Raw genomic sequence first — 25,329 nt, 5'->3', positions numbered from 1 at the left:
CGTGGCGGGGTTCGCGCTTCTCCCCATCCTTGTGCTTGTGGTCCTGATGATCGGGCTGCGTTGGTCGGCAGCAACGGCGGGCACGTTTTCGGCAGTGACGGCCGCCGTGGTAGCCGTGGTGATCTTCCAGTTCGGAGAGACGCCGGCAGACCTGGCCGGGCCGATCCTGGAGGCTGCATTCACTGCGGCGACCATCCTCTGGATCATTTTTCCTGCACTTTCGATCCACGAATTCCAGACGCGCGTGGGCGCAACCGTGGTGATCGGGGAGTGGCTTTCCTCGATCTCCGAAGATCCGGCGGCGACGGCGCTGCTGCTGGCGTGGTTTTTCACGATGTTCCTGGAGGGCGCTTCGGGCTTCGGCACGCCGATTGCGATTGTGGCACCGATGCTGGTGGCGCTGGGCATTCCGGCTTCGCGCGCCGTGCTGATGGCGCTGCTGGGGCATGTGGTGGGGGTATCGTTCGGGGCCGTGGGCGCGCCGATGGTGCCGCTGCTGGAAGCGGCGATCATGGATGAGCGGCGTCTGTCTCTGGAAATCCTGCTGCTGCACGCCTGCCTGGGCTGGACGATGACGCTGTTCGTCGTCCGCTATGCAACGGTTGATGTGGCCGGCGGTGCCGCTGTGCCCACCCGGGCGCGCCGTCTCGCACTGGCGGCGGCGGTTTGCTTTTTCGGCGCAGCGGCCCTGATCGCGGCGCTGACCGGGGCGGAATTGCCGACGCTTGGTGGAGCGTTGCTGGGCGGGGCGCTGTTCGCAGCCTGGCTGCGGCGCGGTCCATCCGCCTCGACCCGGCCCGGCCCCGGCGGGAAGGCGATCCTGCTTGCCGGTCTGCCTTATGTCGTGCTGGTGCTGCTGATCCTCGCCAGCCGGCTGATCGATCCGCTGCGAACCGCCTTGCGCGCGCATCGGCTGGAATGGACGTACGGAACCGGCTTTGGAGACGTGATGCTGCCGTTCTATCACCCCGGCACCATGCTGTTCGCCGCCTTCGTGGTGACGGTGGCGGTACACCGCAGCCCGCCGCGCGTGGTGGGGGCATCGATGGTAGCGGCGGCGCGCCGGTTGCCGCAGGTGGCCATCGCGCTCCTGGCGGTGCTGACGTTGGCGCGCTTCATGGTGCATGGGGGGCTGATCGAAGCCCTCGCGCTGGGGGCGACCACGCTGTTCGGGCGGCTATGGCCACTGGCGGTGCCGTTGGTGGGCGCGTTGGGATCGTTCGTCACCGGGTCGGGAACGGCATCGAACATCATCTTCGCGAACTTCCAGGTTGCCGCCGCCGATGCGGTTCGCCTGCCGCATGGGCTGGCGCTGGCGGGGCAAAGCGTGGGTTCCGCGATCGGCAACATCATGGCGCCGCACAACATCGTGGCCGGTACCGCGACGGTGGGACTGGTGGGGCGGGAGGGGGAAACGCTCTCGCGCACGGTGCCGATCTGCCTTGCTTACGCGGCGGCTGCAGGCGCCCTGTTGCTGCTGCTGCAGGTCGTGCTGCCTTAGAGGGCCGGTGCCGCCTCAAAATGCCCTTTCGGGCATTTTTCAAACAGCCCCTTACTTCTCGCGGAACTTTCCGACAGCGATTTTCAGAGCTCACTTGGCTTGTTTTACTTTACGTGACGTAAACCACGTTCTTGCGAAATCGCATCCACTTTATTCAACAGTTTTTAAATGCGCTTGACTTGATCGTGGCGATGATTGTCTTATCCGCGTAATAATTGGCGGCGACAGGGTGCTCAGGGCGCTGGCGGTCTCTTCCGAAAGTTTCGCGGCAGGCCCCTGAACGCCTGCCCGCAAGGGAGTGCGTCCTCAGATCCGGAAGTGATCCGATCATGAGGACGTCATTTTCCGCCTCCTGTCTCAAGTTACCACCGAGTGCGACAGGAGGCGGAAAATACCCCGCCTTTTCCTTTTGCGTTCTGTTTTCGCGGCGATGGAATGTGTTTTGCGCAAGTCGAGTTGATGGGCATTGTGTCATCGGCAAGTCGCGCACGTCTGCAATAGTTTCCCTCATCTGATCCGTCTCGATTGATGATCGGAATTTTGCATGAAGGTCAGTACAATGCGGCCTTTGATCGCATCGCGGATTCTGGCAATGTCCCGCAATCGACAGGCGATTCCGGCGGCTTCGGTCTCTTGTTCCGGCCATTGTTCCGACAAGTCTCCACGGCATCCGTAAACGTCTGCGTGCCTCCGGCTATTCCATGACGTGAGCCCCCCAGAAGCCCGAAAGAGGATCAAAAAAGGCAGCCGGGAAGAGGAACCAACAAGGAGAAAATCCATGGACGCGAAGACCAGTGGCTGCCCGATGCACGGCGAACCCGTGCGATCGCTCCTCGGACGTACCAATCGTGACTGGTGGCCCAACCAGCTCAGCCTCGACATCCTGCAGCAGGGCGGCACCAATCCCAGCCCGATGGATCCGGATTTCGATTATGCCACCGCCTTCAAGTCGCTCGATCTTGCCGCGGTAAAGGCAGATCTTACTGCGCTGATGACCGACAGCCAGCCGTGGTGGCCGGCGGATTACGGGCACTATGGCCCGTTCCTGATCCGCATGGCCTGGCACAGCGCCGGCACCTATCGCATCGGTGACGGGCGCGGCGGGGCCGGGCAGGGCGATCAGCGCTTCGCTCCGCTCAATTCCTGGCCGGATAACGCCAATCTGGACAAGGCGCGCCGCCTGCTCTGGCCGGTGAAGCAGAAGTACGGCGCCAAGCTTTCCTGGGCGGATCTGATGATCCTGGCCGGCAATGTCGCCTTCGAATCGATGGGCGCGCCGGTGCTGGGCTTCGGCGGCGGACGTGAGGACGTCTACGAGCCGGAGATCGCCGTCTATTGGGGCACCGAAGAGCAATGGGTGGGCCAGGGCGCCGAAACGCGCATCCAGCCGGACAAGGAAATGGTGCTCGAAAACCCGCTGGCGGCGATCCAGATGGGCCTGATCTACGTCAATCCCGAAGGCCCCGGCGGCAATGCCGATCCGCTCGGCTCGGCGCGCGATGTGCGCGAGACGTTCGCCCGCATGGGCATGGACGATGTCGAGACGGCGGCGCTCACCGTGGGCGGGCACACGTTCGGCAAGTGCCACGGTGCGGGCGATGCCGCCAAGGTCGGCCTTGAGCCGGAGGGCGCCGATATTGCGCAGCAAGGGCTCGGCTGGCTGAGCGGGCATGAAAGCGGATTTGGCGATCACACGATCACCTCCGGCCTTGAAGGCGCCTGGACGCCCACGCCTACCCAGTGGGACATGGGCTTCCTGCACATGCTGCTCGATTACGAGTACGAACTCGTGCACAGCCCCGCCGGCGCGCAGCAATGGCAGCCGGTGAACCAGAAGCCGGAAGACATGGCGCCCGGCGCGCACAGTCCCGACCGGCGCCTGCCGACCTTGATGACCACGGCCGACATGGCGTTCAAGGCAGACCCCGAATACCGCAAGATCCTGGAACGCTTCCGCGCCGAACCGGCGTGGCTGGAGGACCAGTTCGCGAAGGCCTGGTTCAAGCTCTGCCACCGCGACATGGGTCCGAAGGCCCGCTACCTCGGCGCCGATGTACCGGCGGAGGACTTCATCTGGCAGGACCCGCTGCCCAAGGCCGACGGGTCCGCAATCGGCGCCGCGGATGTCTCCGCGCTGAAGGAGAAGATCGCCGCTTCGGGCCTTTCGGTGGCCGAACTGGTGTCCACCGCATGGGCCTCCGCCGTGACCTACCGCCAGTCGGACCATCGCGGCGGCGCCAATGGTGCGCGCATCCGTCTGGCCCCGCAGAAGGACTGGGAAGTCAACGAACCGGCCAAGCTGGCCAAGGTCCTTGGCGTCTATGAGGGCATCAAGGCTGGGTTCGGCAAGTCGGTCTCCATCGCCGACCTGATCGTGCTGGGCGGCAGTGTCGGGATCGAGAAGGCGGCTGCCGATGCCGGCACCCCCATCGAAGTGCCGTTCACGCCGGGCCGCGTCGATGCCACGCAGGAACAGACCGACGTGCACGGCTTCGCCGTTCTCGAACCGCGCGTGGACGGCTTCCGCAACTACATCCAGGTGCCCTACAACGTTCCCACCGAGGAACTGCTGGTGGACCGCGCGCAACTGATGGGCCTCAGCGCCCCGCAGATGACCGTGCTGGTGGGCGGTCTGCGCGTGCTGGGTGCCAACTTCGGCGGTTCGAAGGACGGGGTATTCACAACCCGCGAGGGGCAGTTGACCAACGACTTCTTCGTCAACCTGCTCGACATGAAGACTGCGTGGAAGCAAGTGGATGAGCAAGCGGACGAGACCTTCGTCGGCACTGACCGTGCCAGCAACCAGCAGAAGTGGACGGCGACGCGGACGGACCTTGTGTTCGGTTCCAACTCGCAGCTTCGCGCGCTGAGCGAAGTCTATGCCGCCGCCGATGCGGGCCAGAAGTTCGTGCGCGACTTCGTGGCCGCATGGGTGAAGGTGATGGACGCCGATCGCTTCGATCTGGCGTAATTGCCCAGGAGAATGCCCCAAGGGGCATTCTCCTGTTCGGCACCGGCCCGCTCCCCCACCCGACCACTCACGAGTGTACCCTTGATGGGTGGTCGGGTGGGGGAGCGGGCCGGTGCCGAACCAGAAATTCGCTCTTCCGCGAATTTTCTGGCAGATAGCTCATCGAAGTAGGGAAGGGGCGGGGGAGTACGATCTCCCGCCCCTTTCTCGTGCCCGCCATGGTCGCGCCCACCGCTTCTGAAAATCGGATATAAAGATATCTTTATATTTGCGTCCGACGGATCGAACGGGTAGGGACGGCACCATCGCGGCACCCTTCGCCATCCCGGTGCGGGGGCCGCAGAGGCAACACTTCCAGGAGTTCGCGCCCGTGGCCACGACCACCGCCCCCGACTACGCCATTGCAGACATCTCGCTCGCCGATTTCGGCCGTACCGAGATCGCCATCGCTGAAACCGAAATGCCCGGCCTGATGGCGCTGCGCGAGGAATTCGGCGCATCGCAGCCGCTCAAGGGCGCGCGCATCACCGGTTCGCTGCACATGACGATCCAGACCGCCGTGCTAATCGAGACGCTGGTCGCTCTCGGTGCCGACGTGCGCTGGGCCACCTGCAACATCTTCTCCACGCAGGACCACGCCGCCGCTGCCATCGCCGCGCGCGACATCCCCGTGTACGCGATCAAGGGCGAGAGCCTGGCCGAGTACTGGGACTATGTAGGCCGCATCTTCGACTGGTCGAGCGAGGGTAACCCGGACCTCACCTGCAACATGATCCTGGACGACGGTGGCGACGCCACCATGTTCGCGCTCTGGGGCGCCCGCGTCGAAGCCGGCGAACCGCTGTTCGAACCCTCGAACGCCGAGGAAATCGAATTCGTCCGCGCGCTCAACGCCTTCCTCAAGGCGAAGCCGGGCTACCTCTCACGCACCGTCAACGCCATCAAAGGCGTTTCGGAAGAGACCACCACCGGCGTGCACCGTCTCTACCACCTCGCCAAGGACGGCAAGCTGCCGTTCCCCGCGATCAACGTGAACGATTCGGTCACCAAGTCGAAGTTCGACAACCTCTATGGCTGCAAGGAATCGCTGGTCGACGCGATCCGTCGCGCCACCGACGTGATGCTGGCCGGCAAGGTTGCCTGCGTTGCCGGGTTCGGCGACGTCGGCAAGGGTTCGGCCGCTTCGCTCCGCAATGGCGGCGCCCGCGTGATGGTCACCGAAATCGACCCGATCTGCGCCCTTCAGGCCGCCATGGAAGGCTATGAAGTCGTCACCATGGAAGACGCCGTGAAGCGCTGCGACATCTTCGTCACCGCCACCGGCAACGAAGCCGTCATCACCGGCGAGCACATGGAAGCGATGAAGGACAAGGCGATTGTCTGCAACATCGGCCACTTCGACAGCGAGATCCAGATCTCGGCGCTCGACAACTACGACTGGAAGGAAGTGAAGGCCGGTACCGACCTCGTGACCTTCCCGGACGGCAAGCAGATCATCGTGCTGGCCAAGGGCCGTCTGGTGAACCTGGGCTGCGCCACCGGCCACCCCAGCTTCGTCATGTCGTCCAGCTTCACCAACCAGACGCTCGCGCAGATCGAACTCTTCACCAAGAACGACGAGTACGAGAATAAGGTCTACGTGCTGCCCAAGCACCTCGACGAGAAGGTCGCCGCGCTGCACCTCGAAAAGCTGGGCGTGAAGCTCACCAAGCTTTCGAAGAAGCAGGCCGACTACATCGGCGTGCCGGAAGCCGGTCCGTTCAAGCCGGACCACTACCGCTACTGATTTGTTTGGTCGGGAATGCCCATCCGGGCATTCCCGATGCGGCACCAGCCCACTCCCCCACCCGACCACCCATCAGGATACACTCGTGGGTGGTCGGGTGGGGGAGTGGGCTGGTGCCGCAAAATTCGCCTTTGGCGAATTTTCAAACAACGCCTAACCCGCGAACAACATGGGGAGAGTACCGGCACTGCGGTACTCTCCCCATTGTCTTTGTGGCCCCGGGACAGCATAGCCAGAGGCTAATGGATCACGAACGCTTCGTACCCCTTATCATCGGGCTGCTTCTCGCCGCATGGATGCTGGCGGCAGCCTGGGCGGTGCTATCCGCAAGAGGCCGCCAGAAGCGCGCGGAAGCGCAGCTTCGCTCCGCCCGGCGCCTTGCCCGCATGGTGGAGGAATCGCCGGCGATTCCACTGCTGGTCCGCTCCGACGGCCGCATCGAAGGCCCGCCGCGCGTCGCGCAGTGGCTGGGTTTCGAGACGGTGCCGCAGTTTCTTTCCGAACTGGACGGCGGCGATCGCGGCTTGCCTGCCGACAAGCTGGCCGAACTGACTGAGGCAGTGCGCCGCGTGCAGAAGAGCGCCGCGCCTTTCCGCATGGTCGTCACTCCGCGCAATTCCGCCCGTTCGCTGGCGCTGCGCGGACACCTGGCCGATCCGCAGGTCTCGCCCGGCGGGGCAGCGCTGGTCTGGCTCTTCGACTTTTCGGACAGCGAAGGCGAACTCGTTCGCCTGCGCGACGAAGCCGCCCGTGCGCGCGGCGATTTCACCGCACTGGTCTCGCTGATCGAGGCCGCACCGATGCCGATGTGGTTCCGTCGTCCGGACGGCGAACTTCAGCTGGTGAATTCCGCCTATGTCACGGCTGTCGGCGGCGAAAGCGCGCAGGGCGTTGTCGCGGCTGGCACCGAACTGGTGGAGATCGTCGACGGCGTCAGCCCCTCGCAAGTGGCGCGCATCGCCGCGCAGAAGGGCGCGCCGATCCAGCGCATCGTCTCCACCACGATCGACGGCCAGCGCCGCGCCATGCGCGTCAGCGATCTGCCGCTGGGCGAGGATGGCGTTGCCGGATACGCGGTGGACATCGAAGACCTTGAGGAAATGTCGCGATCCTTCCGCGCGTTCCGCGATGCCCAGCGCGCCTTGCTCGATCAGCTTTCCGCCGGCGTTGCGCAGTTCGATGGCCGCAAGCGGCTCAGCTTCGCCAACCAGCCGTTCCAGCGCCTGTTCAAGCTCGACCAGAAGGCGCTGCAGGACCCGCCGGTGTTCGAGCGTTTGCTGGATGCCGCGCGCGATGCCCAGCGCGTTCCCGAAGTGCGCGACTTCCCCGCATGGCGGCGCGAGAAGGGCGCCTGGTTCGCCTCCAGCGAAAGCCATGAGGAAGCCTGGACGCTGTCCGATGGTACCCACTTGCGCATCGTCGCCCAGCCGCTGCCCGATGGCGGCCTGCTGCTGATCGCGGAAGATCGCACCGAGCAATTGCGCCTCTCCGCCGTGCGCGACACGCTGTTGCGCACGCGGACGGCGATGTTCGACAGCCTTTACGAATCGGTGGCCGTCTTCGCGCCCGATGGCCGCGTGCAGCTCTGGAATCGCCGCTTCGCCGCCGACTGGGGCCTGGAGAGCGACTTCCTGGACACCCATCCGCATGTCGAGGCGCTGCTCAAGAAGATCGCCCCGCGCCTCAAGCGTCCGGCAGAGGCCGAGGTGGTCGGCGGCGCCGTGCGCGCTGCCGCGCTCGACCGTTCGCACAAGGGCGGTCGCATCGCCTTGGCGGACGGGCGGATGCTGGAATATGCGGGCGTGCCGCTGCCGGACGGCAACGGCCTGCTGGCAGTGCTGGACATCACGGATTCGCAGAAGGCCGAAGCCGCGCTGCGCGAAAGCAACGAGGCGCTGATCGAGGCGGACGCGATCAAGACGCGCTTCCTGGCCAAGATCAGCTACGAACTGCGCACCCCGCTCACCTCCATCGGCGGTTTCGCCGAACTGCTGGAAGCGGGCGTGGGCGGTGATCTCAACCCCGGCGGGCACGAATATGTCGCCGCCATCCTCGCCTCGGTCGACCAGCTTGGTGAGCATATCGACAGCCTGCTCGACCTTTCGCAGAGCGAGGCCGGCCTGCTGCCGCTCAAGAAGGAAGAGATTGACCCGATGCCCTTCATCCGGGCCGTGGTGGAGGAGCGCTCAGCCCGCCTCGAACGCGCCGGGCTGGTGCTCGATCTGCGTGCGGACGGATTGTTGCGGCCGTTCCAGGGGGACCGTCGCCGCCTTGCCCGCGCGGTCGGCCACCTTGTCGACAATGCCATCGCCGCCTCGCCGCGGGGGCAGCGCGTCCTCGTCCAGATGGCGCGGCGCAAGTCGTCCGAAGGTGAGGACGTGGTGCAGATACTCGTGCAGGATCGCGGGCAAGGCATGGACAGTCGCAGCCTCGCGCTGGCGCTGGACGGCATGAAGCAAAGCGCCGACGGCAAGAGCGTGGAGCGCAGCCAGGGCCTTGGTCTGCCGCTGGCGCGTCAGCTTGTCGAGGCGCACGGCGGCGCGCTGCGCCTCGTTTCGGAGCGCGGCAAGGGGACCAGTGCCGTGGTGGAGTTGCCCGAATGAAGATCGCGCTTCCGGACCTGGCGGCGATGGACCGTTTCGGCCGCGCCATTGCCGATGTTTTGCGTGCCGATGACGTGGTGGCGCTGGAAGGGGGGCTGGGCGCGGGAAAGACCACGCTGGCCCGCGCGATCATCGCCGGGCTGGGGCATGAGGGCGAAGTGCCGTCGCCCAGTTTCGCCATCGTCGAAGTCTACGACCCGCCTGCTGTGCGCTTGCCGCTGGTCCATGCCGATTTCTACCGCCTTGCCCATCCGTCGGAGGCGGACGAGATCGGGCTGGACGACTATCGGCAGGGCGCCGCGCTGATCGCGGAGTGGCCCGATCACGCCGGCGGTTTCACGCATGAGCCGGGCTGCCTCTCGATTACGTTGGAAGTTGCGGAAGAGGGGCGGATCGCCATTGTCGAAGCGGGGACGGATTGGGTAGGGCGAATCCCGAAATGAGCACGATTCCCGCTAACCTCCCCGAGGGCCTTGAGCCTTTCCTTGCCGATGCCGGCTGGCACGGCGCCACTGTCGAACCGCTGGTCGGTGACGCATCCTTCCGTCGCTATTTTCGGGTGCGCGGATCGCACGGCGAATGCGCGATGCTGATGGACGCGCCGCCGCCGACCGAGGATCCGCAGCCCTTCCTGCGCGCCGCGCGCTGGCTCGACGCGAACGGCATGCGCCCACCGCGCATCCTGGCCGAGCGGGCCGATCGCGGGCTGGTGCTGATGGAAGACTTCGGCGATGCGCGCATGCGCGACTATATCGACCAGTGGCCGGACGACGAGCGCGCGATCTATCGCGGCGCCGTCGATGCGCTGGTGCAGCTTCACAAACTGCCGCCCGGGCCGTTCCTCGACTATTCGATGAGCGAGTATCAGCGCGAGGTACGCCTGTTCCTTGAATGGTATGCCCCTGCGCAGAACCTCTACGTCGACGCTGCCGGCTTCACGGCCGCGTGGGAAAGCGTGCTGGGTGAGATGCTGCCCCGCCAGCGCCCCGGCGTCACCGTGCTGCGCGACTATCATGCCGAAAATATCATGCTGCTCGGCGCGCTGGAAAAGCAGGGCCTGCTGGACTTTCAGGACGCGCTGGTCGGCCACCCCGCCTATGACCTCGTCTCGCTGCTGCAGGACGCCCGCCGCGACGTTTCGCCCGAGCTTGAGGCGGAGATGTTCGACCACTATCTGCGCGCGACCGGCGTCGATGCGGAAACCTTCCTGGCCGATTACGCCCGCCTTGGCGCGCAGCGGAACACCAAGATCGTCGGCATTTTCGTGCGCCTGTTCAAGCGTGACGGTAAGCCGCGCTACCTCGACCTGATCCCGCGCGTCTGGGCCCAGCTGGAGCGCGATCTCGCCCACCCGGCGCTGGAGCCGGTGGCGCGCTGGTTCGATGCCAACGTGCCCGACGAACTGCGCGCGGCCAATGGCGGGAGCTTCACGGCATGAACCAGAACCCGCTCGCCAGCGATACGGCGATGGTGCTTTCCGCCGGCATCGGCAAGCGGATGCGCCCGCTGACGGCCACCCAGCCCAAGCCGCTGGTGCGCGTGGCGGGCAAGTCGCTGATCGACCATACGCTGGACAAGCTGGAAACGACCGGTGTCACCAAGGCCGTGGTCAACGTCCACTACCTTGCCGATGCGCTGGAGGGCCACCTGAAGGTCCGCCGCAAGGGGCCGGAGATCGCTGTTTCGGACGAGCGCGAGCAACTCCTCGAGACCGGTGGCGGCATGGTCAAGGCCGCGCCGTTGCTGCCGGAGACATTCTTTTGCCTCAACAGCGACAACATCTGGCTCGACGGGCCGGAAGACGTGTTCCACGAACTCTCGCTGGCGTGGGATGAGAACACGATGGACGCGCTGCTGCTGCTGGTGCCGCATCCGCGCGCAATGAATTATCGGGGGGAGGGCGACTTCCACCTCGATACCATGGGCCGCGTCACCCGCCGCAAATTCGGCCATGTCGCGCCGTTCATCTATTCGGGCATCCAGCTGGTATCGAAGCGCCTGCTGCGCGATGCGCCGGAAGGCCCGTTCTCCACGAACCTCCTGTGGACCCGCGCGATCGAGGAAGGCCGCCTGTTCGGCATCGTTCACACCGGCCTGTGGTTCGAAGTTGGCTCGCCGGACATGATCAAGCCCACCGAGGAATGGCTGACCCGTGCCTGATAGGGGCGGGCCGAAAGTCTACTCCATCGCAGCGCATCGCGGGTTCGCCGATGCCCTCGTGGCCGGGCTTGCCCCGCGTTACGGGCAGGGGGAGCTTGGCCTTGCCCGGCTGACCTTGCTGCTGCCCAGTCGCCGCGCGGTCCGCACGGTGACGGAGGCGTTCGTGCGCCATGCCGGCACTGTCGAAACGCCTGGCCTGCTGCTGCCGCGCATGGTCGTGGTAGGCGATCTGGACCTCGATGAGACGCTGGGCCCGCTGCTCGATCCGCTGGGCGCGGCGGACATCGCGCCTGCCGCCGATCCCACCCGCCGCTGGTTGCGGCTCGCCCATTACTTGCGCGAAGTCGACGGCGATGCTGCGGGGAAGGGCGCGGCCTTGTTGCGCCGTGCGTGGGAACTGGGCCGGACGATGGACCGCTTGCTGGTCGAGGGCATTGCCCCGCTCGACCTGATGAGCGAGCGCGTGATCGGCGTCGTCGGCGAACTCGCCAGCCACTGGACCGACAATACCCGCACGTTCCTGAAAGTGCAGCAATATTGGCTGGCGGAACTTGCGACGCGGGGCGAGATCGACGCGCCCGAACGCCGCAACCAGCTGTTCGAGCACGCCGCCCGCGAATGGCGCGCCGCCCCGCCCGCCTTCCCGATCGTTGCGGCCGGCGTTACCAGTGCGTCCCCCGCGCTGGCGAAATTGCTGCGCGTGGTGAGCGAACTGCCCGAAGGCAGCGTAGTGCTGCCGGACTTCGACCTCTCGCTGCCGCAGGATGTGTGGGAGGAACTTGGCACGGCCGGCAATCCGGCAGAGCCCGAGGACCCGCCGTTCGGCGCGCATGACGCGGTGACGCACCCGCAATATCACCTGAAGCTGCTGCTGAACCGCATGGGAATCGGTCGCGATGAAGTGGCGGCGTGGCACCGCTCCGGCCCCGGCGCTTCGCCGCCTTCGCGCAGCACAGTGATCTCCAACCTGTTCCTGCCGCCGCAGGCCTCCACGACGTGGGTGGCGCTGGAGGCGGAGCAGCGCCGCCTGCCCGGCGTGCGCCTGATGGAAAGCGCGCATCCCGAACAGGAAGCGCAGGCCATCGCCATTCTGGTACGTCAGGCGCTGGAAGTGCCCGAGCGCCGCGTGGCGGTCATCACCCCCGATCGCGGCCTTGCCGCGCGCGTCGTTGCACATCTCACGCGCTGGGACATTGCCGCCGACGACACCGCCGGCCTGCCGCTTTCGCAGACTGCTGCCGGCCGTCTGATGCTGTTGCTGGCCGAAGTCATGGCCGATCAGGCGGCGCCGGTGCCGCTGATCGCGCTTCTGGTCCATCCGCTTGCCGGTGCCGGCGAAGGCCGCGCGCGCTGGCTGGAAGCGGCTCGCAAGCTGGATCGGGACTTGCGCGGGCCGCGCCCCGGTGGCGGTCTTGCCGCGCTGGCCGAGATCGCGGAAGCGCGCAAGCTCGGCGACTGGTGGGCCGAGGTCGAGGCCGTGCTGGCGCCGCTCTTCGCTTTGGAAGAAGGCGATCCGCTTGAGCTGATGCTGGGCAAGCTGGCCGATGCCGCCGAATTGCTTTGCGGAGAGGCGATCTGGTCCGGCGCGGACGGGCGCTCGCTCAGTGCCATGGTGGAGGAACTGCGCGCCGCCGCCGCTTCGGCCGGAACGCTGTTCGATCCGCGCGAACTCCACGCCATGCTGCGCGATGTGATGGACCGCGCGGCGGTACGCCCGCCGTGGGGCGGCCACCCACGCGTATCGATCTACGGCTTGCTGGAAGCGCGCATGAGCCGCGCCGATCTGGTCATCTGCGGCGGACTGGTGGAGGGCACCTGGCCGGCCTCTCCCTCGCAGGACGCGCTGCTGCCGCCCGCCGTGCTGCGCGCGCTGGGTGTGCCGGGGGCGGACTTCCGCATCGGCCTTGCTGCGCACGATTTGGCCGCAGCATTGGGCGCGCCCGAAGTGGTGCTCAGCTGGGCGCTGCGCGATGCGGGAGGCCCGGTGATCCCCTCGCGCTTCGTGCTGCGCGTCAAGGCACTGCTGGGCGATCAGGCGGAGCGCCATATCGAGACCGAGGCACTGCGCCTTGCGCGCATGATCGACGACGCAACCCCGGTTCCCCCGCATCCGCGCCCCCAGCCGATGCCGAGCGCGGAACAGCGCCGGGTGGACCTTTCGGTCACCGGGCTCGACCGTTTGCGCGGCGACCCTTACGAATTCTACGCCAATGCCATCCTTGGCCTCTCGCGGCTCGATGCGCTGGATGCGGAGCCAAGCGCGGCGTGGAAGGGCGAAGTCGCGCACCTCGTGATGGAGCGCTGGCACCGCGCGGGCGAGCCGGTCGACGGCTTGCACACGATCGCGCAGCAAGTCTTGGTGGAAAAGAACGCCCACCCGCTGATGCGCGCGCTCTGGTGGCCGCGTTTGTCCGCAGCGCTCGATACGTTCCGTGATCTCGTGCTGGCGCACAAGACCCATGGCCGCCGCGTCATCGCCACGGAGGCGAAGGGCGGCATGGATTATCGCGGCATCAAGGTTCACGGCCGGGCCGACCGCATCGACCGACTAGCGGACGCTAAGCTGGGGGTGGTGGACTACAAGACCGGCTCTCCGCCGACCACGCGCCGCGTGGAAGAGGGCTTTGCGCTGCAGCTTGGCCTTGTCGCCATGATTGCCGAGGCGGGCGGGTTCAAGGACCTGGACGACAATGTGATCCACGGCGAGGCGGAGGCGTTCGAATATTGGTCGATGGCCAAGAACAAGGACACCATCGGCTACACCACCACGCCGATCAAGGAAGGCAGCAAGCGCACCGGCGTGCTGCTCGATGAGTTCATGCCGCATACCGAGGACTATCTGAACGACGCGCTCGACCGCTGGATTCTCGGGACCGAGCCGTTCACGGCAAGGCTCAATCCGGAGCTGGGCTCCTACGCCGATTACGATCAGCTGATGCGGCTGGACGAGTGGATCACCTCGCTGGGCGGCCGATCTGAGCCCAAGACGGGAGACGGCGCATGAGCGGCCCGGCAACCGTCCATCCACTGCACGGCAACCAGATGCGCGCGGTCGATCCGCGTGACAGCGTCTGGCTTTCCGCATCGGCGGGCACCGGCAAGACGCAAGTTCTGTCCTCGCGCGTGCTGCGACTCTTGCTGCAGGAAGGCGTATCGCCTTCACAGGTCCTGTGCCTCACCTTTACCAAGGCCGGCGCCACCGAAATGGCCGCGCGTATCAACGGGACGTTGGCCGAATGGGTGCGTCTGGAAGAGACGCAGCTGTTCCTGCGCCTTGATGCCATCGGCGCGCCCACCGATCCCGAAACGATGGCGCGGGCGCGCACGCTGTTCGCGGCCGTGCTCGATTGCCCCGGCGGGGGGCTGCGGATCGATACCATCCACGCGTTCTCGCAGTGGCTACTGGCGACGTTTCCGCTGGAGGCCGGGCTGGTTCCCGGCACTCGCCCGATGGAGGACCGCGAGCGCACTTTGCTGGCGCGGCAGGTATTGTCCGATCTGCTGGTGGAGGCGGAAGAGGCGGCGCTTGGCGACACGCACTTGCTGCGCGCCATCGCCCAGCTTTCGCTGCGGCATGGTCCGGACTCGGTGATGGACTTCCTGCTACGCTGCGCTTCGGCGCGGGAGGCGTGGTTCGGGCCGGGATCGTGGCAGGCGGGCGACATGCGCGATCATGTGCTGCGCCTGCTGGGGCTGCCCGCCGATGCCGGTGAGGACATGCTGGCGGCCATGTGCGCGGACGATCAGTTCGACGTCCGTTCGTTGCGCCGCTGCTGCGAGGTGCTCGCCGAGTGGAACACCGCCACCGCGCACAAGGCGACCGACGTGCTGGTGCCCTGGCTCATGCATTCGCCCGCCAAGCGCGCGGAGCAGGTGGAGGACCTCTACGGCGCGCTGTTCACCAAGGACGATGCTGTCCGCAGCGCGAAGAACCTTGCGAAGTTCGAGCCGGATTACGAAGGCTATGCCTCGCGCGTGGGCGAGTGTCTGGTCCGCATCCGCGAGGTGAAGGCGATGCTGGGGCTGGCCGACCGGCTGGTGCCCGCGCTGCGCCTTGGCCGCGCCTTCGCCATCGCCTGGGACGAGGCGAAGCAGCGCGAAGGCTTGATCGATTTCGACGACCAGATCCGCCGCGCCGCCGATCTCTTGCGCGGGCAGGCTTCCGCCGACTGGATCCGCTACAAGCTGGACCGCCGTTTCGATCATATTCTTGTCGACGAGGCGCAGGACACCAACGCTGCGCAGTGGGACATAGTCTTCGCCATGGCGGAGGAGTTCTGGGCCGGAGAAGGGCAGCGCTCTGATCTGATGCGCACGCTCTTCGTGGTGGGCGATTACAAACAGGCGATCTTCCGCTTTCAGGGCACCAGCCCGGAAAACTTCCGCCGCGCGGCGGAACGCGTGCGCGGCATGATGGACGATGCTGCGGACAATGCCGACGTGCTGCGCAGCGCGATCATGCCGCGTCGGCTGGTCGAACTCGGGCTCGATCGCAGCTTCCGCACAGCGCAGAAAGTGCTCGATTTCGTGGATGAGGCCATTGGCGGCATCGGCCACGGCAACTTCGGTCTCGACCGTCCGGCCGAACGCCATGTCGGGCAGGAGCGACCCGGCTATGTCGCGCTGTGGCAGCCGGTGGCCGAGGAAGTGGAGGAGGAAGAACCTCTCGAAACCGACGACGCCGACGGCGCGCAGCCCAACTGGCTTTCCCGTCCGGATCGCCAGATGGCGGAGCGTATCGCCCGTCAGGTGCGCGAATGGCTGGACGAAAGCGGCCCCGGCTTCGCGCTCCACAAGGGCAAGCCGCGTCGCGCGGGGGCGGGGGACATCATGGTTCTGGTGCGCCAGCGCAAGGAACTGGCCGGGCTGATCGTCGCGCGGCTCCATGCCGCAGGCGTGCCGGTGGCGGGCGTCGACCGTCTGCGTCTGGGCGCGCCGCTGGCGGTGAAGGACCTGATCGCCGCGCTGCGCTTTGCGGTGCAGCCGCTGGACGACCTGACGCTCGCCAGCCTGCTCGTTTCGCCGCTAGTGGGCTGGAGTCAGGAGCAATTGCTGCGCTTCGGGCACCGTGCGAAGGGCGTGCGCCTGTGGGATCATTTGCGCACGCAATCCGGCCCCGAAATTGGCGTGGCCATGCAGCAATTGGGCGAACTGCTGGCGCGGGCCGATTATGCGCCGCCGCAGGCCATGCTGCACTGGCTGCTGGTCGGCCCATGGCAGGCGCGGCGCAAGCTGGTCGCGCGACTGGGCAGCGAGGCCAACGACCCGATCGACGAACTGGTCAATGCCGCGCAGGCCTATGTCATGACCGACACGCCCAGCCTCGCGGGCTTCCTCGCGTGGTTCGACGCGGGTGACGGCGAATTGAAGCGAGAGGCCGATGCCGCGCAGGGACTCGTCCGCGTGATGACCGCGCATGGATCGAAGGGCCTGCAGGCGCCCATCGTCATCCTTGCCGACGCCACCGGCAACCCCGAGGCGGCGCGGGAGCGCGGTTTCGAACTCTCCGACCCGCGCGACGCGCGCCGCAAGGTGCCGCTGCCGCCGCTGTCGAAGGACGAGAAGGCCGGCCGCATCGCCGCGCAGATCGCCGAAAACCGCGAAGGGGACGAGCAGGAACACTGGCGCCTGCTCTACGTCGCCATGACCCGCGCCGAGGAAGCGCTGTTCGTCGGCGGTGCGCTGGGCAAGCGCGACAAGGACGGCCCGGCCGAAAAGAGCTGGTTCGCCCGCCTGCGCACTCTGTTCGAGGATGGGGCCGACGTGGAGGACGCGATCTGGGGCACGCGCTGCGATTACGGCACGCCGCCCGCGCCGCTGCCACCGGAAGTCCGCTCGGTGCAGCTACCGCTGCGTGAGCCGCTGCCGCGCTGGCTGGAGCGTGTCGCCCCCGCCGAACCGCGCCCGCCGCGCCCGCTTGCGCCGTCCGCGCTGGGCGAGGAGGATGCGCCCGATCCGCCGTTCCCGCCGGGCGCCGGCCGCGATGCCCTGCGGCGAGGTACGCTGGTGCACAAGCTGCTCGAACGCCTGCCGCAAGTTTCCGCCGACATGCGCGAGGAAGCGGGCTGGCAATGGCTCGCCCGCAATGCCGCCGATCTCGACGAAACGGCGCGTCAGTCCATGCTGGACAGTGCGCTGGCGGTGCTGGGCAACCCCGCGTGGGCCGATCTGTTCGGACCGCAGAGCCTTGCCGAAGTGCCGGTGGCCGCCGTCGTCGGCGGGCAAGTGGTGGCAGGCACGATCGATCGCCTGATCGTCGAGCCCGGCCGCGTGCGTCTGGTTGACTACAAGACGGCGCGCCGCCCGCCCGAACGACTGGAACAGGTGCCCAAGGGCGTGCTGCGCCAGATGGCGGCCTATGCTGCCGCGCTGGAAGTGGCCTTTCCGGGCCGCACGGTGGAGGTGGCCTTGCTCTACACGTCCGTCCCGCGCCTGATCGAAGTTCCGCACGCGGCGCTGGAGGCGAACAAGCCCGACTTTGCACAGGCTGAGTAAAGCTATGTGCGTCGGGACGTTGCCACGAAACAATTCGTCCCTAGATTGCGTTCAACCCGAGATACCCCCGAGGAGTTCAAGTTCATGGCGACCATTGCCGTTACCGACGCCAGCTTCGAAACCGACGTTCTGAAGTCGGACAAGCCCGTTCTCGTCGACTTCTGGGCCGACTGGTGCGGTCCCTGCAAGATGATCGGCCCCGCTCTCGAAGAGATCAGCGACGAACTGGGCGAGAAGGTGACCATCGCCAAGATGGACATCATGGCCAACACCGGCATCCCGGCCGAGATCGGCGTGAAGTCGATCCCGCTGATGGTGCTGTTCAAGGATGGCAAGCCCGTCGCCCAGAAGCTGGGCGCCGCGCCCAAGAGCGCGCTCAAGGGCTGGCTCGAAGGCGAACTCTGAGATTTCGCCGGGGACACGAACTCCCCGAGCAGTAAGCAAAAACCCCTCCGGCCGTAATGCCGGAGGGGTTTTTTGTTCGCGTGCCCGGCGGAAGACGTCGGGGTGTAGCGGACGTGTGGCAGCGGGGTGTCGATCCGGGCATGAAAGTTTCAGTCTTTGGGAGGGCAATCCGCGCACCCGTCCGAGCTAGCGCATCGTCGTCTTGGCCCTCGCGGCCGCGACGATCAATTCGGCGTGCGGAAGCTGGTCCAGCGCCAGCCGCTTCCATAGCGGTTGGTGGGCTATCTCGGTACACAGCGCTGCCCAAAAGGCGTTTTCCCCTGCAAGCGGATGTCCGGCGTTTGTAGGCCACGCGCGATGCAGCAGATTTCGCGCAAGATCGGCGTGTCCCGAAAGAGCCAGGTCGGCAAGCGTCTGAACTGTTGTTGGGGTGCCCGCACTGGATTCCGGTGGATAGAGCCGGGCTGCTGCGTGTCTGTCTTTCGCCCATTCGCCCAGTTCGTGGCGCATCGCTGTCAGGCGTGCATCTAATTGCTCGGCAGATGGAGGCAATCCGTTAACGGCTGCGAAATCGAGCGCGAAATCGCCGCCTTGCGGATTTGCTTTCCAGCGGACGGGTAGTTTCACGATCGCCGCCCCGGCATGCGGGGCACCGTTGAAGAACTCGATATTGAAAGGCAGTTCGAAGGCGGGTGAGGTGCCGTTCGAGTGTACCGCCACGCTGTCCATGCGTTCGCCCTGTAACTTACGGATAGTCAGTTCGGGCGTGAAGCTGATGACGAACAAATCGCCAAAACCACCTGATCCGCCGCTTTCTCCAAGGACCACCAGGCTGGGGGCCGATGCCGCAGAACTTGCGGTCCACAAGGGAGCCACCCCCATATACCTCGCGCCAAGCAGCGTAACCTTTTCTCCCTGTTGGACAGCGATGGCACGGCAATAATCGTCGCTATCGCCGCCCGGCGGGCAGGGCGTGACGATCACAGCATTGCTACCGTTCTGCCAGATTGTGCTCAAAGGCTGGGGCGCCGCCTCGGCAGAGCCGACGAGCGTCAGAGATGGAAAACTTGCCAGCAAAAATAGGGGGATACGCATCGAGGGCCGCCTGTGGAATGCGGCTTCAAGTCTCGTCCGGTTGGCGTCGTCGGTCAAGGTGGCACTCATGCCGTTTCAGGGGAATGCGATTTTCCTACATGGCGGCGGTCTGCCACTCTCCAAGAACACAAGGTTCTTTGAAATCGTCGGAAATCCGAGACTTTTCTGCCCGCAAGGTGACACTTTTCACAAGGTGACAGATTTTGTCCTGGACCGTGTCAACTGTGTCAACCGAAGTGTCACCTTGTAACCGTCAGCTTTCCAGTGCGGCAAGGCGGGTGGCGAGGCTTTCGAACAGCGCCGGGCTGGCGGCGCCGATCAGGCCTTTGCGACCGATCTCGTCGACGCGATAGGGGCTGCCGTCGGGGCGGGCGCACTTGCCGCCGGCTTCATTGAGGAACAACGCGCCGGCCGCATGGTCCCAGGGCAGCGTGCGTTCGAAGATCGCCACGTCGTTCTGGCCGAGCGCGAGGCGCGGATATTGCTCGGCGGCGCAGCGCGGAATGTCGACCATGCGGTAATGCGGGGCGACTTCGGTGCGCAGGCGTTCGCGGCGCGATTCGTCGGTGAAGATCAGGGAGATCGCGGCGACGGGCGGCTGCTCTCCGGTGGCGCGGGCAGTCAGGCGCTCCTCGTTCACCCAGGCGCCGCCATTGATGGAGGCGCGGCAGAAGCGGCCGGTCAGGCAGTCGAGAATCCAGCCGCCCAGCGTCTCGCCCTTGTCTGCCAGCGCGATTAGCATGCCGAACGGGGCCTGGCCGGATGCGAAGTTGTTGGTGCCGTCCAGCGGATCGACGATCCAGCAGAGCCGGTCCTTGAGCTTCAGCAGTTCGTCCTCGTCCGCGAAGGTGGCTTCCTCGCCCACGACGGCGGCTTCGGGGAGCAGGGCGGTGAGGCGCTCGGCCAGGATCGCCTCACTCTCGCGGTCGGCCACGGTGACGACGTCGTTCACCGCCTTGCTGATGATCTGCTCGCTCGACAGCGACTGGTAGTGCGGGAGGATCACATCGCGGGTGACCTCGCGCATGATCGTTTCGACTGCGGCGTTGAGCGAAGGAGTGATCATGCGGGAGGGCCTTTTAAGAACGATTAGGTGAGCGGGATCATGACCTGCTGCGCATAACCCTTGCGCTCACGGATGCGGGCGTACCATTCGGCTAGGGCCGGGAACTCGGGCTTCTCGAACGGCAGCGAGAACCAGGTGTAGGCGTAGACGCCCATCGGAATGTCACCGATGCCGAACTGCCCGCCAGAGAGCCACTGCTTCTCGCCGAGGTAGCGCTCCAGAACGGTGAGGTGGGCGGCGCATGCCTTCACGTCGCGCTCGATGGCGGGCATGTCCCACTCGCTCTGCGGAATGCGCGCCATCGAGAGGAAGGGCAGGCGCTGGGCGTCGGCATACGTGATCTGCCAGTCCATCCAGCGGTCGGCCAGCGCCCGGTCGATGGGATCGCGCTGGAACCAGCGCTCGCCGCCGTACTCGGCCGCCATGTAGCGCAGGATCGCGTTCGATTCCCAGAGGACGAGCTTGCCGTCCTCGATCATCGGCACCAGCCGGTTCGGGTTCTTGGCGAGGTATTCCTCGGTATAGCCGAACTGGCCGCCGATATCGTGGCGCACGTAGTTCAGGCCAAGTTCCTCGGCGAACCAGGCGACCTTCTTGACATTGTGGGAGTTCAGGCGCCCCCAGATCGTGAACACGGGTGCGGGCACGCTTAGCTCCTGTAATCGGCGTTGATCGAGATGTAGCCGTGGGTCAGATCGCAGGTCCACACGGTGGCAGCGCCTTCGCCAAGGCCAAGGTCAACCTCGATGGTGATATCCTGCCCCTTGAGGTGGGCGGCGACGGGGGCCTCGTCATAGTCGGCGAGCGGCAGGCCCTCACGCGCGGCCCAGGTGCCGCCGAAGCCGATGGAGAGCTTGTCGCGGTCGGCGGGTTCGCCCGCCTTGCCCACGGCCATGACGACGCGGCCCCAGTTGGCGTCCTCGCCCGCGATAGCGGTCTTCACCAGCGGCGAGTTGGCGATGGCCATGCCGACCTTGCGGGCGCTCTCGTCCGAGACGGCGCCGGAAACGGCCACTTCGATGAACTTCTGCGCACCTTCGCCATCGCGCACGACGAGGTGGGCAAGCTGGCGGCAGACGTCATGGATCGCGGCGGCAAAGGCATGGGCGCCGGGCGAGGCGATCGAGGACAGCGGCGCGTTGCCGGCCTTGCCGGTGGCGAAGGCCAGCACGGTGTCGCTGGTCGAGGTGTCCGAATCGACCGTGATGCAGGAGAACGTGCGGAAGTTCGCGGCGGAGAGGCACTCTTGCAGGAAAGCCGGCTCCACGGCGGCATCGGTGAAAATGTAGCCGAGCATCGTCGCCATGTCCGGGGCGATCATGCCCGATCCCTTGATGACGGCGGCGAGAGTGACCTTAGTGTCGCCGATCATCGCGGTGGCCGTGGCGCCCTTGGCGAAAGTGTCGGTGGTGGAGATGGTGTTCGCCACGTCCTCCCACGAGCAGGGCTCTGCGGTGAGCGCCTTCTCCACGCCTTCGCGGGCCTTGTCCTTTGGCAGCGGCACGCCGATCACGCCGGTGGAGGAGACGAAGACCTGCTCGCGCGGGCAGGCGACATGGGCGGCGACCTGATCCATGATCTGCTCCACCGCTTCGCGTCCGCGATAGCCGGTGAAGGCGTTGGAATTGCCCGCGTTGACGACCAGCGCGCGGGCATGGCCCTGCTTCACATTGTCGCGGCCCAGTTCGACTTCGCTGGAGCAGCACAGGTTCTTGGTGAACACGCCGGCGACGGCGGTGCCTTCGTCCAGCTCCACGTAAGTCAGGTCGCATCGCCCCCAGTCCTTGTACCCGGCACGCACGACGTGCGGGGTAACGCCGGCGATCGGCGGCATGGCGGGGAAGGGCGAGGCGAGCGGGGAGGTGGGATAGGCCATGGCGGGTGCGTAGCGCATGGTCATGACAGGTCAAGAGACGCTGTAATTACTGAGCGCCTCGCAAGTATCGCGGCGATCTTCCGTGCGTAAATCGGGCTACGGCGCTCTCTTGTGTGGACAGGGCGGAAAGCGGTCCCTATCTGATCCGCCATGGCAAACCGCCTGCTACTCACCCTGCTGGCCCTTCTTACGGGCCTTGCCGCGCAGATCGGCCCTGCCGAGGCGCGTGCGTCGCAGGTAGCCAGCCTGCAGGTGGTACTTACCGAAGCTGCCGTGGCCGCCAAGGCGCCGCGCGCGCCGGTTGCCCTGGCGCAATTGCCCGAACCGGGCCTGCGCAACACTCGCCGCCACGCGCCGCCGCTTGTCGCGGTGCCGGATTCGCCGGCGGTGCCTTCGGTTCTGACCGGGATAGACCGCGCGCGCGAATAGCGCGCCGGCTTCATTCGCACCTTCGCGAAACCTATTCACGCGCTCCGCCAAGGGCGGCTGCGCGCATATCCGACTTTCATGACTTAAAACGAAAAACAGGGATTTCCGCCATGTTCGGCGCACTCGCCAAGTCCATTTTCGGCTCGTCCAACGACCGCTACGTCAAGTCGCTCGACAAGATCGTCGCCCAGATCAACGCTTTCGAATCCGTCCTTGAGGCGATGAGCGACGACGAATTGGCCGCGCAGACCGCCAAGTTCCGTCACCAGCTGTCCGAAGGCAGCACGCTTGACCAGATCATGCCGGAAGCGTTCGCCACCGTGCGCGAAGCCTCGAAGCGCGTGTTCGGCATGCGTCACTTCGACGTGCAGCTGATCGGCGGCATCGTGCTCCACCGCGGCGAAATCGCGGAAATGCGCACGGGCGAGGGCAAGACCCTCGTCGCAACCACCGCGACCTACCTGAACGCGCTGGAAGGCAAGGGCGTCCACGTCGTCACCGTCAATGACTACCTCGCCCGCCGCGACGCGGAGCAGATGGGCAAGCTGCATGGTTTCCTGGGCCTCACCGTCGGCGTGATCGTGCCCAACCTCAACGAATACGAACGCCGCGAAGCCTATGGCGCCGACATCACTTACGGCACCAACAACGAGTTCGGCTTCGACTACCTGCGCGATAACATGAAGCATGAGCGCACCCAGATGGTGCAGCGCCCCTTCAACTTCGCGATCGTCGACGAAGTCGACTCCATCCTGATCGACGAAGCGCGCACGCCGCTGATCATCTCCGGCCCCACCGACGACAAATCGGAACTCTACATCCAGGTCGATGCCGTCGTTAAGCAGTTCCTTCCGGAGGACTACGAGACCGACGAGAAGACCAAGAACATCAGCCTGACCGAAGACGGTGTGGAAAAGGCGGAGCGTATGCTCGAAGCCGCCGGCCTGCTGGTCGGTTCGAACCTCTACGACGTCGAGAACACGCAGGTGGTTCACCATCTCGACCAGAGCCTGAAGGCCGTGGTCATGTTCAAGCGCGATACGGACTACATCGTGAAGGACGACAAGGTCGTCATCATCGATGAGTTCACCGGGCGCATGATGGACGGCCGCCGCTGGTCGAACGGCCTGCATCAGGCGGTGGAGGCCAAGGAAGGCGTGCGGATCGAGCCGGAGAACCAGACGCTCGCCTCGATCACCTTCCAGAACTATTTCCGCATGTACCCGAAGCTTTCGGGCATGACCGGCACGGCCGCCACCGAGGCGGCCGAGTTCTACGACATCTACAAGATGAACGTCGTCACCATCCCGACCAATGTGCCGATCCAGCGCATCGACGAGGAAGACGAGTTCTACAAGAACACGCTCGACAAGTTCGGCGCCATCGCCAAGCTGATCCGCGAAAAGCACGAGATCGGCCAGCCCGTCCTCGTCGGCACGGTGTCGATCGAGAAGTCGGAACTGCTGTCGGACTTCCTGACCAAGGAAGGCGTCAAGCACTCGGTGCTGAATGCCCGTTTCCACGAGATGGAAGCGCATATCGTCGCGCAGGCAGGCAGCCTTGGCGCCGTGACGATCGCCACCAACATGGCCGGTCGCGGTACCGACATCCAGCTCGGCGGCAACGTCGAGTTCCGCGTCGAGGACGAGCTGCGCGACATGCCCGAAGGGCCTGAGCGCGACGAAGCCATTGCCAAGATCAAGGCGGAAGTCGGCGAGCAGAAGCGTCTGGTGCTGGCCGCCGGCGGTCTCTGCGTGATCGGTACCGAGCGTCACGAAAGCCGCCGCATCGACAACCAGCTGCGCGGCCGTTCGGGCCGTCAGGGCGATCCGGGCCTTTCGAAGTTCTACCTCTGCCTTGAGGACGATCTGCTGCGCATCTTCGGTCCGGACACGCTGTTCGCCAAGATGATGAACAGCAACCTGGCCGATGGCGAGGCGATCGGGTCCAAGTGGCTGTCGAAGGCGATCGAGACCGCGCAGAAGAAGGTTGAGGCGCGCAACTATGAAGTGCGCAAGCAGGTCGTCGAATACGACGACGTGATGAACGACCAGCGCAAGGTGATCTACGAGCAGCGTTCGGACATCATGGATGCCGAGACCGTGGACGATGTCGTGGTCGACATGCGCACTGACACCGTCAACACCATTGTTGCAGATGCCTGCCCGCAGGGTTCGTACCCCGAGCACTGGAATGTCGAGGGCCTCAAGGCCAAGGCGGCCGAACTGCTCTCCCTGGAGGTGCCGCTTGACGCGTGGATCGACGAGGACGGCATCGATCCCGAACTCGTCGAGGAGCGCATTGCCGCCATGGCCGAAGCGCACATGGCCGAGAAGATGGCGAACGACGATCCGGCGATCTGGCGTCAGGTCGAAAAGTCGATCCTGCTCGACCGTATCGACCACTACTGGAAGGAGCACCTCGCCACGCTGGACGCGCTGCGTCAGGTGGTGTTCCTGCGCGCCTATGCCCAGAAGACGCCGATCAACGAGTACAAGACCGAAGCCTTCGGCCTGTTCGAACGCATGCTGGAAACGATCCGCGAGGACGTGACCCGCATTCTCTCGGTCAGCCAGCTGCAGATTCCAGAGCCGGTGCAGCTTCCGGAACTGCCGGACTTCCTGACCGGCCACATCGATCCGCTGACCGGCATCGACAACTCGAACGACGGCGACGGTTCGGCGCTGATGCCCGAACTGTTCGGTTCGCTGGCGGGCAGCCCGCAGGCCGGCGTCGGTGCGGGCGCTTCGGGTGAGAATCCCTATGCGGACCTGCCGATCAGCCGCAACGCGCTGTGCCCCTGCGGTTCGGGCCAGAAGTACAAGCACTGCCACGGCGCTCTGGCGTAAGGCGGAAACGGAAAACGGCGGCCGCTGCATCTGCAGCGACCGCCGTTCCCTGGAGAGCTCTTCAAGGGGCCGTGGCACAGCGCCGCGGCCCCT

General features: G+C 65.8%; 16 protein-coding genes. 12 read left to right on the top strand and 4 right to left on the bottom strand.

The genetic code is table 11. The annotated features are described in order from the left end of the window. Nucleotide 1: 1 nt before the first annotated feature. The 10 genes from ACZ1JC_RS21195 to trxA all read left to right on the top strand — a co-directional run bounded on the left by ACZ1JC_RS21195 (nt 2) and on the right by trxA (nt 17,921). Nucleotides 2–1,501, top strand: a complete 1,500-nt coding sequence (locus tag ACZ1JC_RS21195; RefSeq protein ID WP_465138286.1) for an L-lactate permease — start codon at nt 2–4, stop codon at nt 1,499–1,501. 778 nt (nt 1,502–2,279) lie between these two features. Continuing rightward, nucleotides 2,280–4,472 carry a catalase/peroxidase HPI gene (gene katG / locus ACZ1JC_RS21190; protein WP_465138287.1) on the top strand — a complete coding sequence of 731 codons (2,193 nt, stop codon included), beginning with the start codon at nt 2,280–2,282 and terminating at the stop codon, nt 4,470–4,472. A 370-nt stretch (nt 4,473–4,842) separates the two neighbouring features. Then, nucleotides 4,843–6,258, top strand: a complete 1,416-nt coding sequence (gene ahcY, locus ACZ1JC_RS21185) for an adenosylhomocysteinase (RefSeq protein ID WP_465138288.1) — start codon at nt 4,843–4,845, stop codon at nt 6,256–6,258. Nucleotides 6,259–6,500: 242 nt separating this feature from the next. Continuing rightward, the gene (locus tag ACZ1JC_RS21180) at nt 6,501–8,861 is read left to right on the top strand and encodes a sensor histidine kinase (protein WP_465138289.1); all 2,361 of its coding nucleotides are present in this window, start codon (nt 6,501–6,503) and stop codon (nt 8,859–8,861) included. Beyond that, nucleotides 8,858–9,304, top strand: a complete 447-nt coding sequence (tsaE, locus tag ACZ1JC_RS21175; protein ID WP_465138290.1) for a tRNA (adenosine(37)-N6)-threonylcarbamoyltransferase complex ATPase subunit type 1 TsaE — start codon at nt 8,858–8,860, stop codon at nt 9,302–9,304. The genes ACZ1JC_RS21180 and tsaE overlap by 4 nt, the downstream gene beginning before the upstream one ends. Continuing rightward, complete coding sequence (locus ACZ1JC_RS21170) at nt 9,301–10,299, top strand: aminoglycoside phosphotransferase family protein (protein ID WP_465138291.1); 999 nt, start codon at nt 9,301–9,303, stop codon at nt 10,297–10,299. The genes tsaE and ACZ1JC_RS21170 overlap by 4 nt, the downstream gene beginning before the upstream one ends. Further along, nucleotides 10,296–11,021 (top strand): nucleotidyltransferase family protein, encoded by a 726-nt coding sequence (locus tag ACZ1JC_RS21165; RefSeq protein WP_465138292.1) that lies wholly within the window; start codon nt 10,296–10,298, stop codon nt 11,019–11,021. The genes ACZ1JC_RS21170 and ACZ1JC_RS21165 overlap by 4 nt, the downstream gene beginning before the upstream one ends. Next, on the top strand, nt 11,014–14,025 hold the full coding sequence (gene addB / locus ACZ1JC_RS21160; RefSeq protein WP_465138293.1) for a double-strand break repair protein AddB: 3,012 nt from the start codon (nt 11,014–11,016) through the stop codon (nt 14,023–14,025). Before ACZ1JC_RS21165 ends, addB begins: the two co-directional genes overlap by 8 nt. Further along, a complete protein-coding gene (gene addA / locus ACZ1JC_RS21155) occupies nt 14,022–17,516 on the top strand; it encodes a double-strand break repair helicase AddA (protein ID WP_465138294.1) in 3,495 nt (1,164 codons plus the stop codon). Before addB ends, addA begins: the two co-directional genes overlap by 4 nt. A gap of 84 nt (nt 17,517–17,600) precedes the next feature. Then, complete coding sequence (trxA, locus tag ACZ1JC_RS21150) at nt 17,601–17,921, top strand: thioredoxin (RefSeq protein ID WP_465138295.1); 321 nt, start codon at nt 17,601–17,603, stop codon at nt 17,919–17,921. Between the two features lie 186 nt (nt 17,922–18,107). Here the strand turns inward: trxA and ACZ1JC_RS21145 are convergent, their stop codons facing one another. The 4 genes from ACZ1JC_RS21145 to argJ form a co-directional block, all read right to left on the bottom strand. Then, nucleotides 18,108–19,073 carry a hypothetical protein gene (locus ACZ1JC_RS21145; protein ID WP_465138296.1) on the bottom strand — a complete coding sequence of 322 codons (966 nt, stop codon included), beginning with the start codon at nt 19,071–19,073 and terminating at the stop codon, nt 18,108–18,110. 196 nt (nt 19,074–19,269) lie between these two features. Then, a complete protein-coding gene (locus ACZ1JC_RS21140) occupies nt 19,270–20,082 on the bottom strand; it encodes an inositol monophosphatase family protein (protein ID WP_465138297.1) in 813 nt (270 codons plus the stop codon). Between the two features lie 23 nt (nt 20,083–20,105). Further along, entirely contained in the window at nt 20,106–20,729 is a 624-nt protein-coding gene (locus ACZ1JC_RS21135; protein WP_465138298.1) for a glutathione S-transferase family protein, read from the bottom strand. A gap of 2 nt (nt 20,730–20,731) precedes the next feature. Continuing rightward, nucleotides 20,732–21,958 (bottom strand): bifunctional glutamate N-acetyltransferase/amino-acid acetyltransferase ArgJ, encoded by a 1,227-nt coding sequence (gene argJ / locus ACZ1JC_RS21130; protein WP_465138525.1) that lies wholly within the window; start codon nt 21,956–21,958, stop codon nt 20,732–20,734. A gap of 150 nt (nt 21,959–22,108) precedes the next feature. Here argJ and ACZ1JC_RS21125 point away from each other — a divergent pair, with 150 nt between their 5' ends. Both ACZ1JC_RS21125 and secA read left to right on the top strand, forming a co-directional pair. Further along, nucleotides 22,109–22,387 carry a hypothetical protein gene (locus ACZ1JC_RS21125; RefSeq protein ID WP_465138299.1) on the top strand — a complete coding sequence of 93 codons (279 nt, stop codon included), beginning with the start codon at nt 22,109–22,111 and terminating at the stop codon, nt 22,385–22,387. Nucleotides 22,388–22,497: 110 nt separating this feature from the next. After that, nucleotides 22,498–25,236, top strand: coding sequence for a preprotein translocase subunit SecA (secA, locus tag ACZ1JC_RS21120; protein ID WP_465138300.1), 2,739 nt, complete (start codon nt 22,498–22,500; stop codon nt 25,234–25,236). The last annotated feature ends 93 nt before the right edge of the window (nt 25,237–25,329 follow it).

The organism is Sphingomonas sp. BL-S-28, from assembly GCF_055521515.1.
Note: the sequence above shows the minus strand (reverse complement) of the source record. Positions and strands in the feature narration are given on the sequence as shown.

What these genes read in the sequence shown, in the direction of transcription:
- katG (WP_465138287.1), top strand. Translation starts at nt 2,280, where the DNA reads ATGGACGCGAAGACCAGTGGCTGCCCGATGCACGGCGAACCCGTGCGA.
- ACZ1JC_RS21180 (WP_465138289.1), top strand. Translation starts at nt 6,501, where the DNA reads ATGGATCACGAACGCTTCGTACCCCTTATCATCGGGCTGCTTCTCGCC.
- tsaE (WP_465138290.1), top strand. Translation starts at nt 8,858, where the DNA reads ATGAAGATCGCGCTTCCGGACCTGGCGGCGATGGACCGTTTCGGCCGC.
- ACZ1JC_RS21170 (WP_465138291.1), top strand. Translation starts at nt 9,301, where the DNA reads ATGAGCACGATTCCCGCTAACCTCCCCGAGGGCCTTGAGCCTTTCCTT.
- ACZ1JC_RS21165 (WP_465138292.1), top strand. Translation starts at nt 10,296, where the DNA reads ATGAACCAGAACCCGCTCGCCAGCGATACGGCGATGGTGCTTTCCGCC.
- addA (WP_465138294.1), top strand. Translation starts at nt 14,022, where the DNA reads ATGAGCGGCCCGGCAACCGTCCATCCACTGCACGGCAACCAGATGCGC.
- trxA (WP_465138295.1), top strand. Translation starts at nt 17,601, where the DNA reads ATGGCGACCATTGCCGTTACCGACGCCAGCTTCGAAACCGACGTTCTG.
- ACZ1JC_RS21140 (WP_465138297.1), bottom strand. Translation starts at nt 20,082, where the DNA reads ATGATCACTCCTTCGCTCAACGCCGCAGTCGAAACGATCATGCGCGAG.
- argJ (WP_465138525.1), bottom strand. Translation starts at nt 21,958, where the DNA reads ATGGCCTATCCCACCTCCCCGCTCGCCTCGCCCTTCCCCGCCATGCCG.
- ACZ1JC_RS21125 (WP_465138299.1), top strand. Translation starts at nt 22,109, where the DNA reads ATGGCAAACCGCCTGCTACTCACCCTGCTGGCCCTTCTTACGGGCCTT.
- secA (WP_465138300.1), top strand. Translation starts at nt 22,498, where the DNA reads ATGTTCGGCGCACTCGCCAAGTCCATTTTCGGCTCGTCCAACGACCGC.